This window comes from Lactiplantibacillus xiangfangensis, assembly GCF_001438845.1.
Taxonomy (GTDB): Bacteria; Bacillota; Bacilli; order Lactobacillales; family Lactobacillaceae; genus Lactiplantibacillus; species Lactiplantibacillus xiangfangensis.
Genome location: NZ_JQCL01000091.1, coordinates 6,086 through 19,512, shown reverse-complemented (window position 1 = coordinate 19,512; position 13,427 = coordinate 6,086). Strand labels below are relative to the sequence as shown.

Here is a 13,427-nt window from a genome sequence, read left to right as displayed (position 1 = left end):
GGAAGCTGATCTTTTTTGTCCGAACAGCGTTCGGATTAATTTTACAATCTACCAAATAACTTCGTTGATTTATCAAAAAGAGTATATGTGACACCCCAAGAAAAATTACTATTACTATTAAAAACCTTTTCAAAACACATTAAGTGATATATTAAAATAAATAGAATTAATAAAAGGAGATTATTATGTTTTTAGCTATTAAAGAGATGCTACATGAAAAATTGCGTTATAGCCTAATAGTGGCACTTATATTTTTAGTAAGTTATCTTTTGATTATTCTTACTGGTTTAGCCACTGGTTTAGCTAACCTAAACAAAGCGGCAATTAACGAGTGGGATGCTTCAAGTATTGTCTTAAATAGTGATTCTGAAGGACGTTTACAACAATCTTTTCTTTCACAGGATGAGGTTGCTAGTTTACCCAATAATGGAACCAGAATTTCACAGTATAGTACACTTGTAAAATCAGAAAATGGATTAAAAGAGAATACTCAATTAGTAGGTCTTGATTCCAAATCGTTCATATTTAAAAAATTGAAAATAACAAGTGGTAGTAAAAATATCCGAAACAATGCCGGCGTCGTATCGGATAAATTCAAAAGTGATGGATTCAAAATCGGTGACCACTTGTTAGTTGCTAATTCATCATTGAGGATTAAAATTACAGGTTTTACACCCAGGGCAACTTTAAGTGCTCTTCCCGTGGTTTATATTTCACCAGACACTATTCAACCACTGAATAAAGGTGTAACAAATGCTGTGGTATTCAAGAATAAGTTAAAGAATTCAAAAATACCAAAAGGGACCAATCAATTGAGCATTAGCTCATTTATTAAAAAATTACCTGGATATAGCGCACAACAACTCACATTCGACTTCATGATTGCTTTTTTGTATATTATTATTCTAATTGTTATTTCAATTTTCTTGTATATTCTGACTGTTCAAAAATTACCCAACTTAGGTGTCTTGAAGGCGCAAGGAGTCTCAACGCAATATCTTATTTTGAGTACGTTATTTCAATCATTTATTATTTCAGTTATTGGCGTTATTATAGCCATTATATTAGGTGAAATAACAGCTATTACGTTACCCAGCGAGGTACCCATTGTCATCGATAAAAGTAATATTATTGTAACTGGAATCGGTATTATTATTATGTCCTTGTTAGGTGCACTGATACCTATTCGTCAAATCGCCAAAGTTGATCCTTACAAAATTATTGGAGGTTAATTTCATGTCAAATCTAATTTTTGAATCGGTGACAAAAGTTTTTGGAGAAGGGAGTAGTAAGTACGTAGCGCTGGAAAATATTAATTTTAAAGCAGAAAGTGGTCAGCTTATTTTAGTTGTAGGGCCATCAGGATCAGGAAAAACTACATTTTTGACTATAGCCGGCGGGCTGCAGACACCAACTGAGGGTGACGTAAAAATAAATGACAGCACAATTAAAAGTTTATCCGAAAAACAGCAAACAAAATTAAGATTGGAAAAAATAGGATTTGTTTTACAATCTTATAACTTAGTTCCATTTTTAACGGTTGAAGAACAGTTTAAATTAGTAGATAAACTAAAAAAACAAAATTTAACTGAACAAAAAATGCATGAACTTCTATCTGATTTAGGACTTTTAGAACTCCTAAAAAAATATCCTAATCAACTTTCTGGTGGACAAAAGCAACGTGTGGCAATTGCTAGAGCATTATACACTGATCCTGACTATATCTTAGCGGATGAACCCACAGCCGCCTTAGATACGGATAGATCTATGAAAGTAATCGAGTTACTCAGAGATTTAGCACATAAGAGAAATAAAATTATTATTGTAGTTACTCATGACTTAAGGTTAAAAAATACGGCAGACAAAGTTTATCAGATAATTGATGGTAAGATGCAAATGATAAATTAGCTACTGTCTTAATTTTACTTGAAAACATATTAAATTTATGAATATCTAATACCACATCTAAATGCTCAGAAGTCAATAAATTGGACTATTTTTAGTCAGTTAATTAGACAACTGGAAATTGACGGTTCAGCACATTTTCTTGGATGTAGGTTTCTTGTTGCTCTCGTCGGTTATGTTTCTTGGCATGTACGGTTGTCCGCACGTTCTTCGCATTCATGACGTGAGTAATCAATGCGACCAACTTCCAGTAGCATCATTTTTAAGCATTTGTTATTTTACGCCTGTTTCAGGGCTTCTAATCTATTCTGATTATCTCATGTAAACCGGTTCAATGCACATCGAATTTTTTTCGGTATCTGATAAAGGTTGTCCGTTTAATCCCGGTATTACGGGCAACATCTACATCACTCATGCCCGTCTGGTAAAGTTTAAAAGCATGTAGTAAACGGGGATCATCTTCGGCATATTGAGATTTCCGACCATGATATTTACCCTGCTGTTTAGCGAGGGCAATCCCTTGTTGCTGCCGTTCAATGATCCGCTTACGTTCGCTTTCAGCTTGATATTTATACAGTTCAATAATGAGATTCGTCATGAGCTGGCGTAAATTAGGATCCGCAATCCCTGTCATGGACGGCAAGTTTAACACATCTAGGGTGGCCCCCTTATTTTGAATGGTGTTCATGATCTTAGTTAAGTCCTGGTTGTTTCGGCCTAAGCGATCTAATTCAGTGACCAGGACAATATCACCCTCGCGAACATAGGCGAGCATTTTTTGCAGTTCTGGTCGATTGGTGTTGGCCCCACTCAATTTATCTGTGAATAGCTTATCAACGCCCTTTAAAACAGCTAGCTGCCGATCTAAATGTTGTTCCTTGGAACTCACGCGAGCATAACCAATTTTAGCCATTGTCAGCACTTCCTTTTGGACAGTTCTAATGAACATTTGTAATTCCTAGTATAGCACAGAATCAAAAAAGGCCATTAGGGTATACCCTATTGGTCGCTTTTGATCCATTATCAATGGCTTTTTAAATTAGGGCCTAGTACTTTTGGAATGGAAATACTTTCCAACACCAAAAATTCTAGACCCAAATAATTTTACAATCTACCATGGCTAAAATGTTAAGCATGCGCGATTTCGACTACTCCAAGATCGGCAACATCTTTGAACTAGACGAAGTCACCCCTAAAATGGCAACTGAAGAACGCCTTGATGATTCTGGCAACAAAATCATGGGCAATGATGGTACACCGCGGAAATTCAACACGGATGAAATTGTCGGCTATAAGTATTCCGTCACGATTCTAGAAGGTGAACATCGTAAGAAGTCCACTCAGATCACAGTTGCTGGTCTCGACTGTCCAATCAACAACGCGGAAATCATGAAACGTGACAGCGTGAAATGCCGCTTTACCGGTTTAGAACCAAGCATGGTCGGCAACCCAATCTACTACAAGGCTGAAAAGATTGAATTAGTTGCCCCGCAGGCTAAATAGAAACACTCTGGGCTACCCAATCTAAACGGGTAGTCCTTTTTATCGCAATTCTACTTGGTCAGTTGCCGATAACGTTCAAACAGCATGGCGACGGTATCACTCTCGGTGGTGCCTTTAATTGTCAGCCCATATGTCCGCATAACGGCTCGATCATTATCTTGGTGGGCTTTGCGCAGTTCAGGAACTGTCGCCAACGGATCATAGAGATCAGCTAAGCTACTATCCGGGTAAAGTTTACGGGCATCGAGAATCCCCTGGGCTGTTTGTTCAATCTGCGCCTTTTGCTTATCATCAACTTCTGGCCACGGAAAATTTGCATAGACGGTTGGCGAGTAACTGTAATCGCTCTTCATTCTACCAGCAACCGCACGCATCCACGCCATATGCACATTAGAAGTCATCACACCGAACATATACAGACTGGCATTCGGAACGAGATACAGCTTGTTGCTGGCAATAACCGCTGGAGACATCCACCCCATCGGCACATAACGTCGGTTTTCGCTCGAAACCTCAGGGACCGCTAGATAGTTTGAATCCGGTTGACGAATTTCAGTGAATAACATGGGCATTTCCGCCAATGCTTTAACTGACAGTGTAGGACTTTTCAATCTTGCTTCGGTGACGGCCGCTAACCGTTCCATAATTGGTGGAACAGAACGAAATTGACTTGGTGATACACCCTTTAACCAAATGCAGTACCGCTCAACATTATTGATAAAGTCTCTGGAGCCAACATAACGTCGTATATAACTTTCTGTCTGCGGGTACTGCTTAATTAACGCCGCCCGTTCCTTTGGAGAAAGAATCAAGTTACCCCCATCAACTGGTTTACTACCCTGCGACATCATTGGAAACTGAGAACCAGACACGCTAATCTTTCGCCGAGGTTGTGGGTAAACATTCGCTCCCTCAGTAAGGTACGCATTGATGTGGTCAACCAGCTTCATCTGGCCGCCTTCAAACAGACGCTTCTTCTCCTTGCGCGGGTAGCCGGTGAACCCAATGATAACCACATGAACTTGCGCCTTCTCCTTGGCTTCACTGCTCCAGCGGAATGTCCGATAGGCGAATTGAATTTCAATGCCCTTCTCGAATAGTTTTGGCCAAAGCGTTGGCGCTTGCTCACCTTGCGTGATCGAGTTAGTTGAAACAAAGGCGACCTCGGTCGTCTTACCTTGAATGAAGTCAGCCGCTTTGTTGTACCACGCCGCCACATAATCCAGCTTGCCATACTTGGTAAAATCATGGAAAGCAATATCCATGTCCGCTGCTTGCGCGCGTGTCCGCTTTTCGTGACCATAAAATGGTGGATTACCAATGATGTAAGTAATTCTCTCGCCGCCGACTACCGTTTCCCAATCGAGACGGATGGCATTGCCCTCTGTGATGTTGGTGTACGTCTTCAATGGCAAAAAGTCCATATTCGCGTAAACAATCGCCGCCGTTTCTTCCATCATCTGCGATTCAGCAATCCACAGCGCTGTCTTGCCGACGGACACCGCAAAGTCATTGATTTCAATACCATAAAACTGTTGAATGGACACCTTGACCAAATCGTCATCAACTGCCAACATGCTTTCATTCCCGTAAATCAAGCTGATAACCTGGTTTTCGAGCTTCCGCAATGACAAATAGGTTTCAGTCAGAAAGTTACCTGACCCACACGCTGGATCAAAGAAACGCAACTTACCGAGCCGGGCTTGAAAATCTGTCGCGCGCTGAATCATGGTCTTACGTTGCTTAATTTGCTTGATTTCAGTCAGCTCATTTCGGAGACCGTCTAGGAACATTGGATCAATGACTTTATGAATATTTGCAATCGAGGTATAGTGCATGCCACCTTCACGTCGCGTGTCTGGGTTCAAGGTACTCTCAAACACCGCACCAAAAATTGTTGGGCTGATCTCAGACCAGTCAAACTCCTTGCTGGCTTGATCTAGAATCAAAGCGCGCAACGAATCGGTGAATTGTGGAATCTCAACTTCCTCATTAGTAAACATTCCGCCATTCACATACGGAAACTCAGCCAACTTTTCTTCCAGATATGGGTCGCGTTTATCGATTGGCGTATCCAGCACACGAAACAGGTCTATCAAGGCCGTACGCAGATGCCGCGTCTCAAATTCATTGAGATAGTCGTGAAACATACCATGACGGCCAAAAATGCCAGCATCTTCAGCGTACAAGCAAAACACTAGACGTACAGACAACTCGTTAATACTACGCTGACTGCTGGCATTAGTAGGATCACGATACTGCGTGAACAGTTCATCGTAAATCTTGCCGACCAACTCACCAGCTTGCATTGAAACTTCCATCTCTTTGTCGAGATGCGGATTCAACTGATCGACGATAAAGTCCAAACGGTAATACTCAGTCGGTAAGTCCTTAAGCTGGATCACTGCCGGCTCGCCATTAGGTTGCTCCATATCATACACGAAGAACTGGGTAAAGTTGCTCGTGATAATCCAGCGCGGCCGCTTAGAGTACGGTAAATTGGCGGAATATCGTTTTGCTTGCTCAAATGGAGACAGCAAACTGCCGTCAGACTGCCGTATGCCGTCAAACAAGCTCTTATTTCGGCCTTTCTGTTCAATTAACACCTTGGTTGTGTCAATGAAACCGTCAATAAAGCTGGTGTGATCCAGCATTACTCGGTCTTCAAAACTGATGTACTCACCAGGATTAGGAATATCATAGACAGTCTCCAGCAAGTCCAACCAGAAGGTCTGACTATCCTGTCGTTCATTACCACGATCTTGCCAACGCTTGACAAAGGCCGTGGCGGCTCGTTTTTGATCTGCTTCCTTCATGAAACAGCCTCGATTCGTCAGTATTATGTTTCAAGTATCACGCATCAATCATATAAAGAAAAGCGCCAGTCTCGAAGTTCCGAAAACTGACGCTCACAAACATGGGGACATCGCTATATTCTAAGTGAATTCAACCTTGAGCTTCTTTCCCAGTGCAAAGGCAATCTTGCTCATGGTATCAAAGCTAGTGTTCTGGCCATGCTCGATGCGCGCAATCGTTGATTGCGGCACATCTGCCCGCTCGGCTAGTTCCCGTTGGGTCAAACCGGCGCGTTCGCGCTCGCTCATCAACGCCACTGCGCTCTCAAGTTTGGCAGATTCGGCATCAAAGCCTGCCTTGAATTCAGGGTCCTTAAGTTGTTCAGCGAGATAATCGTCAAAAGAAATGTTCTTTGCCATGTTACTTACCTCCCAAATTATCGTAGTATTCTGTCCTGAGTTCTTTGGCATGATTAAGTTCAGACACCGGCGTCTTCTGGGTCTTCTTCGTGAAGCCATGCGTAATCACATAACGCGGACCTTCAACGTGAAAGTACAAGCCCCGCTGGATATTCGATCCTGTTGTCCGAAGCTCAAAGATGCCATCTGATATTTTTCTGATCCACATTTGGCGCGCCGCCACTTGCAAACCAAATTTCTGTGTCTTGGCAATGACGGTGACCAGCTTCTGCTTTTCCACTGGCTTCAAACTATCTAAGAATTCTTGGAATTCATTGTGTCCACTTGGACGCGTGTAAAACTCGAACTTAGGATTTTCCATGTGTTTAGTATACACCTAGCGAGCCACAGTATCAATATATGCTATCAGATTCTAAAATCCAAATTTCAAAACTTCTTAGTCTCTAAATGAGTGAATTAAAAGACCACCACGTTCGGGAACGTTTGTTCGAAAATCGACCATAAAATCCTTCTACTCTGCTATAATACGTATGAATCAATAAAAATTATATAGATAAGGCGGAACACACATGAAGAAAAGCCTGCCACGAAAAATCATCTACTTTGATGAAACCTCCGCTGTAGATTTATTACAGGTTCGTCAAAAAGGACATCTGACGAGAACCGAGGAAACAATTCGATCTATGACTGGGAAAATTGGCGCAGATGCTGACATAAAAGCACAACTAGACGAAGATGTCGGAGTCAATAAACTGGTGAGTCATATCTCTGGCTTATCCGCCGGCATCAACTCAATGATGGGAGCAAATGGATCTCTCAACGGAAGTAAAATTGCCAGAACCGTCATTGAGAATTCTTTGCTTTATGATTTCTTAGAGTCCGCAGAATCAAAACGGGGAACGCCATTATTAGATATTAAGGAAGATTACGCACTCTCAATTCCGAAGGATTCAATGACTTACTTCGCAACTATAGCGCCCCTAACAGAGATGATGGAGGGACATCAACAGCTCGACAATCCAGATATTACCATGGCAATTTCAAAAATGAACAGTGGCATCCGAAACTCTAAAGGTTACTACGAAGTGGTCGGAGAAAAAACTGATTCAAAATTTGGTAAATCCATCACCACTCAAAAGGTATTTCGTTTTAACATTGATGCTTTTAAGAACAATTATCGTATTCAGGATTTGCCTAAAATGAACTTAGTTCTGTATGCTATTCACGTCGGTACAACAAAGCTATCCCAACTCGATTTTGAAACAGAGTTCAATCTTGACAGTCAGCAGTCCGAAGTCGGATTTAGCGGCTTAGCCAAGCAGGCTCAATCCCATCAGGATGCTGATTCTAACGACGAAAAATCGCTTGATGTTTTCGATGTCGTTTTAGCGGGGGTTCGCTAATGGCAAATATTCAACTATTCTACGGATCGAGCAAAGATTTCCGCTCCCTACTTAATCAAAATCAAGTAGAGGACAATTACACACCATTTATGGAGCTGATTCGTCAATATAATGTAACGGTCCGCGCCAACGATACTATGGGCAACAAAGATGCCGAATTTAGCCGCGATAAAATTGGTAATGTGGTAATTTTTGCTGATGACTTTGCATCGGTCACAGAACACGTAATCTCAAATTTCTCGAATATTGTACTACTAGGCCACGACATCGAAAACTTGTATATTCAGAATCCTCCGAAACGAGTTGAATACTCTATCAGATCCAACTTTGATGAGGATGAGATTGTTGAAGTAACGTCGCCATATTTTTCTCCAAGTACGACCGAGGTCACAAAACTTTACTCTCAGCTACTAACCGGAAAAGTTATTGGACAAAACAATGCTAAACACGCATCGTGCGTAGGATTGTACAAAGCGGCATACCATCACCAGAAAAAGCCCACTGTCATGATGTTCTACGGACCCTCTGGCGTAGGTAAAACTGAATTAGCTAAGAATATTAGCAACTTCTACCATGGTAAGTTAACACGAATTCAGTTTTCAATGATGCAAACCGAAGAAGCCTTCAAATATGTTTTCGGTGATGAACATGCTCGGCCATCCATGGCTAGGGACTTACTATCGCGCGAATCAAACATCGTCCTAATCGATGAATTCGACAAGGTGTCCCCTAGCTTATATAACGTATTTTATCAAATGTTTGATGAGGGTATTTTCGAGGACATCAATTACAAAGTGGATGTATCTAGTTGCATATTCATCCTAACGTCTAATTTCAACGATGAGGAAACTATTGCATCCACGGTGGGCCTTCCAATATATTCAAGAATTGATCAAAAGATTAAATTTGAAAAACTAACCAAGGAGGAAATCTCCACGGTCATCTCAAATGCCTTCAAGCGAATTCTGTCAGAACTCACCCCTGAGGATCAGAAATTTATTAGCGCCTCAAAATTAGAAGAACACTATCAAGAAAATTTGCAGATTTTTTCAAACGTTCGCATGCTTGATTCATTTATCGAAAATGACGTATATACCATGTTGCTCGAGCAACAAATAACAGTTAACTCAAGTTCAGATGAATAGTAGTGCCCGATCCCACAAAAAGAGCCATATCTCAAGCAATCTGCTATGAGTATATGGCTCTTTTTGTGGCAGGATTTTGGCAGGAAACCAAGTAAATTCTACCTATTTCAACCCGTTTCACTTCGTCTGAAATGCCGTCAAATCAAGATTTTCACTTCAAGTGATACCTGCATTTTATTCCCACTCTGGATTTTGGGTGAGCCATATAAGGCGAAATGCAGTAAAATTAGGAAATATGGAAACAGATAAAACGCAATAAATAATAAAAAATAAAATGAAAAGTGCAAAAAGTGCAATGAATGCATTCTGATCAAGCCTGTGAAAGACACTATGATATAAGTTCTAAAATTCAATATTCAAAAATAAAAGACGTTCAATATCGAACGCCTTTTATTTTATACTGTCATGTTAAATGTTTTTTTAGTTTTGACTTACAATATTCATTATGAATTATCCGTTCTTTGGCTAGCCCTTTTTGAATGATTTCCTTTTTTGTAAGCTTTGAAATTTCTTCCCAGTTATCTTCAAAAATGTACATTGCATCACCGTATATAATTGAATCGAAGACGAATAAATTCTTTTGAGTAAATTCAAAGATTAGATAACCTGTGTATCCGCCAATGCCTTGTCGAATTACATCTGGATTGAAACTTGTAATTTGCCCACTTATAAGAAACCAATTAAAATTTTTATTTGACTAAACCAATCTGGCCACTAGGGTATACCCTAGTGGCTAGATTGTATAATGGAGGATTACACGTTTAACTTTTATTTGAATTGATTAGAAAATTGACCTGAATCAACAAATTCTTAATTTGTTGTCTTCGAGGTTTCTTTCTTCGTGGCTACTTCTTTTATGAATCAACAATTCTAAACGCTTTTATCCATCAGTTCTAGCTACAAATTATAATTGAACGCATTTTAAGCCAGAGAACATGAATCGTGAAATAAACCCTTTTAACAGAGTATAATTTTAGACGATAATGAATTTTAGAAAAGAGGGAAATCTATGTATGATTGTTCAAGAAAATTCAATGAGTTTTATCACACAAAAATTATACTTCCAGAAAAAAGCCAAAACGAATTAAGGCAAAAAAGAAAGACCAATATAAAAAGATTAAAATCTGGTTTATCAGAATACAATGCTGAAAACAAAACTGGCTTTAGAATTTCTGAGGAAAGAATACAAGGCAGCATGGCTATGCATACTGTGGTACAAAATGATGAAAATGATTACGACATAGATGTTGGAATAGTATTTGAGTCAGATAATCTTGACGAAATAGGACCCTATGCTATCAAAAACATATTGGAAAATGCATTAAAAAGAAAGATGGGGCAATTTGCAGTTGAACCACTCGTAAAAACTAGTTGTGTTCGCATGGAATATTCAAATGGTTACCATGTTGATTTTGCAATTTTTAAGAGGTCTAAAATTCATTTGGGAAATGAGTACACTTATGAGCACGCAGGAGCTAAATGGTCTACAAGGCATATTAAGGCGTTGGAAGAATGGTTTAATACAGAGGCATCAAAAACAAATGACAATCTGAGAAAAATAGTTCGATTGTCTAAAATGTTTTGCAAGTCTAGGGAATCTTGGAAAAATATGCCAAGCGGATTAATTCAAACTGTTTTATGTGATGAAGCGATTACCAATAACTATTCCCGAACAGACGAACTATTTTATTATACAATGAAAAAGATTGTTGCTAGACTGAATACTAATCTAGAGGTTAATGCTCCAGTTGATAATGGAAGAAGATTAGTAACACGAGAAATAGATTATACTAGGGTGCGAAATTGGAAGAACCATCTTGAAAATGAATTGAAAAAATTGGATGTTTTATTTGATCCAGATTGCACATTTGCAGAAGCAGTTGATGCTTGGGGACTTTTTTTTAATCACTCATACTGGAAAGAGCTAAACATGCAAGAAACCAGAAAGAGCCTTGGAGAAGATACAAAAAGAGTATTCAATAATACGGAGGAGTTCATTGAAGATAAATATCTCGTCAATGAATATTATGATGTTAGTATCAACTGTAAGCTATCCGGAAACGGAATCAGACCCATGCCCATTGCAAAATATCTAAATTCGCATTTTGCAAAGTACATTCCACATAACTTTTCTGTAACGTGTAAAATAGCGCATACTAATTGCCCATCATTCGACAAAATATTATGGAAGGTATTAAATGTGGGTGAAGAATCTGTGAAACGAAACGATATTCGCGGACAGATTGTGGACAGGGGCGAAAAGATAACAGAAAACACGATTTTTCGTGGTCAACATTATATTGAGTGTTATTTGATCAAGAATAACATATGTGTTGCTATCGGACACGTAGATATACCTATTGGAAAAGAATAGGTGGTGGAAGTAAAGTGAAAAAAGTAGCGAAGCTAGTTGGGCTTAGTATAATCTTATTAATACTTATATTTGTATCTACATTAATCGATCAAAAATATTTATCGTTTGCAGTCATAAATAAAGTACTCACTCTATTTATTGGTGCTTGGTTTCCAAAACTAATTCGGTACTCTGTCGATTTGGTGGACAATGATAACTGGAAAGCATCGCAGCGCAAGCTTGAAAGAGCTGGTATTTTGAAAAAAAATACTATTATAAGAATATCATTTGCGTATTTGTTTAGAATCAAAGTTGATGGAAAGTATTTCTTGGTCCCCAATACACGATCTTGTAAATATCAACCAGTAGGTGGCGCATACAAGTTTTGTAATGAAGAGGCACAATATTTAAGCAGTAGCATGTCAATTGAGAATGATGATAGAGTGCCAGTAAATAAAACTACCAAAAATGATTATAGATTATTAGTAAAGGATAAATATTTAAGAGCCTTTGTAAAAAGATTTGATATTACTGAGGATAGGGAGAATGGATCAAACCTTAGTAGGGAATTCGAAGAAGAAATATTTTCAACTGGCATTTTAACTAAAAAATCGTTTGGAAGTCATTTATCATATAAGTATTGCGGAAGACACATGACTGATATCCAATATGGTAGTATATTCGAACACTACGAATTACTTTTAGCAGATGTTTTTGAAGTTCAATTATCGGAAAAACAGGAAGAACTGTTTAGAAATTTGATGGATAAAAAATCTGACAAATATTATTTTGCGACCTCTGATGAAATAAAGTCTTTTGGAGTATCAACTGTGACTAACAAATTCACAGACAACATTGCAACTCATACTCCTAAGATAATAACTGAAAATACTGAAAATCTTAGTAAGAGAGAGAAAACCAGCCCCATAATAGAGATTGCACTCAAGTAAGTCATTTCAAAAAATGATACCTATTTTCTAGTTATAATTGGTTGATTTTCCATTTATCTGTATAATAGATTAAGCAAGAAGTTTTAAGGGCGGTGGCTGTCTTTTCCCTTGCGAGGTGAGGCCCATGGGAACATGGAATAATCTTCAGGAAGGTTTCATAGTCAATGAGCGTCTTCCAGACACTCTCGTTGATGTTGCTGTTTGCAATGTTTATTTTAGCGTTGCTAACATACATCGACAAAAGGAACAAATAAAAAAGCCGCCCTGCGTAACTTTGGTAGGTTACAGGGCGAACTAGTGTCGTTTTAATATCTGCCACCGCCTTTGAAGCGGCTTGCATGGGAAGTCCTGTCTTCAGCAGGGCTTCCTTTTTCTATTACATTATAGCATGCCCTTTAAAAACTGGCTAACGTTTTAGACTTTGATCGGGTTCAGAATCTGGTTGTTTAATTTCTGGATTCTTTTTAGCAAATGCTTGCAGCTGTTTTTGCGTTCGATTACTGATTTTCTGGTGTACATCATTTAATTTATTTTTTAGTTCTGATTTTTGTTGTGGATTCGTTGCTTGCTTAACTTGTTGTTGCAAGCTTTGATAGGACTTATTCAGTGACTGAGCTGATAGCTTTTTTAAATCATGCTCGGGCTCTTTTTGTGCTTCTTGTAAGCCTAATTGTTTGGTCAACCCGTCACTAAGCTCAATCACTTTGTTGCTAACTTGCTGGATTTCACTTAAAGCACTATGGATCACGGCTGTATCTTTAGCCCAGGTAGCCACATAACCGAGTGAATAGTTACTGGTATCAACGCCAATATTTTGCATGGCAACATATGCGACCGCTTCGGCTTGGGTTTCCTGATAGGTTCGTGGGCGATCTTTAAAGGCTGATTTTAACCCATGCAACTGACTATGCGCATATTCGTGATATAACGTCTTTAGTTTCAAAGCATTGTCG

The 13,427-nt window shown here is 39.1% G+C and carries 13 protein-coding genes and 1 pseudogene; 8 read left to right on the top strand and 6 right to left on the bottom strand.

Annotated features, from left to right (window positions below):
• Nucleotides 1-185: 185 nt before the first annotated feature.
• Nucleotides 186-1,232, top strand: a complete 1,047-nt coding sequence (locus IV64_RS11740) for an ABC transporter permease (protein WP_057707429.1) — start codon at nt 186-188, stop codon at nt 1,230-1,232.
• 4 nt (nt 1,233-1,236) lie between these two features.
• On the top strand, nt 1,237-1,908 hold the full coding sequence (locus tag IV64_RS11735; RefSeq protein ID WP_034529257.1) for an ABC transporter ATP-binding protein: 672 nt from the start codon (nt 1,237-1,239) through the stop codon (nt 1,906-1,908).
• Nucleotides 1,909-2,011: 103 nt separating this feature from the next.
• On the opposite strand, the gene IV64_RS14770 is transcribed toward IV64_RS11735, so the two are convergent.
• Nucleotides 2,012-2,140 carry a hypothetical protein gene (locus tag IV64_RS14770; protein WP_263862627.1) on the bottom strand — a complete coding sequence of 43 codons (129 nt, stop codon included), beginning with the start codon at nt 2,138-2,140 and terminating at the stop codon, nt 2,012-2,014.
• 96 nt (nt 2,141-2,236) lie between these two features.
• Nucleotides 2,237-2,818, bottom strand: a complete 582-nt coding sequence (locus IV64_RS11730; RefSeq protein ID WP_057707428.1) for a recombinase family protein — start codon at nt 2,816-2,818, stop codon at nt 2,237-2,239.
• Between the two features lie 221 nt (nt 2,819-3,039).
• Here IV64_RS11730 and IV64_RS11725 point away from each other — a divergent pair, with 221 nt between their 5' ends.
• Nucleotides 3,040-3,408 (top strand): hypothetical protein, encoded by a 369-nt coding sequence (locus IV64_RS11725; protein WP_181073329.1) that lies wholly within the window; start codon nt 3,040-3,042, stop codon nt 3,406-3,408.
• Between the two features lie 50 nt (nt 3,409-3,458).
• Here the strand turns inward: IV64_RS11725 and IV64_RS11720 are convergent, their stop codons facing one another.
• From IV64_RS11720 to IV64_RS11710, 3 genes are all read right to left on the bottom strand, one after another.
• Entirely contained in the window at nt 3,459-6,224 is a 2,766-nt protein-coding gene (locus IV64_RS11720) for a DNA methyltransferase (protein ID WP_057707427.1), read from the bottom strand.
• A gap of 120 nt (nt 6,225-6,344) precedes the next feature.
• Nucleotides 6,345-6,623 (bottom strand): helix-turn-helix domain-containing protein, encoded by a 279-nt coding sequence (locus tag IV64_RS11715; protein WP_003589707.1) that lies wholly within the window; start codon nt 6,621-6,623, stop codon nt 6,345-6,347.
• Between the two features lies 1 nt (nt 6,624).
• A complete protein-coding gene (locus tag IV64_RS11710; protein WP_003589709.1) occupies nt 6,625-6,984 on the bottom strand; it encodes a type II toxin-antitoxin system RelE/ParE family toxin in 360 nt (119 codons plus the stop codon).
• 208 nt (nt 6,985-7,192) lie between these two features.
• Between IV64_RS11710 and IV64_RS11705 the strand changes: the two genes are divergently transcribed.
• From IV64_RS11705 to IV64_RS14810, 5 genes are all read left to right on the top strand, one after another.
• Nucleotides 7,193-8,026, top strand: a complete 834-nt coding sequence (locus tag IV64_RS11705) for a DUF6414 family protein (protein ID WP_054719984.1) — start codon at nt 7,193-7,195, stop codon at nt 8,024-8,026.
• Nucleotides 8,026-9,171 (top strand): AAA family ATPase, encoded by a 1,146-nt coding sequence (locus IV64_RS11700; protein WP_010014585.1) that lies wholly within the window; start codon nt 8,026-8,028, stop codon nt 9,169-9,171. The genes IV64_RS11705 and IV64_RS11700 overlap by 1 nt, the downstream gene beginning before the upstream one ends.
• Before the next feature lie 1,009 nt (nt 9,172-10,180).
• Complete coding sequence (locus tag IV64_RS11695) at nt 10,181-11,545, top strand: nucleotide-binding domain-containing protein (RefSeq protein ID WP_057707426.1); 1,365 nt, start codon at nt 10,181-10,183, stop codon at nt 11,543-11,545.
• A 14-nt stretch (nt 11,546-11,559) separates the two neighbouring features.
• On the top strand, nt 11,560-12,474 hold the full coding sequence (locus IV64_RS11690; RefSeq protein ID WP_057707425.1) for an SMODS-associated NUDIX domain-containing protein: 915 nt from the start codon (nt 11,560-11,562) through the stop codon (nt 12,472-12,474).
• Nucleotides 12,475-12,638: 164 nt separating this feature from the next.
• Nucleotides 12,639-12,728, top strand: a complete 90-nt coding sequence (locus IV64_RS14810) for a putative holin-like toxin (RefSeq protein ID WP_072672334.1) — start codon at nt 12,639-12,641, stop codon at nt 12,726-12,728.
• Nucleotides 12,729-12,880: 152 nt separating this feature from the next.
• Here IV64_RS14810 and IV64_RS14700 read toward each other — a convergent pair.
• A pseudogene (locus tag IV64_RS14700) lies at nt 12,881-13,427 on the bottom strand (hypothetical protein); the annotation flags it as partial.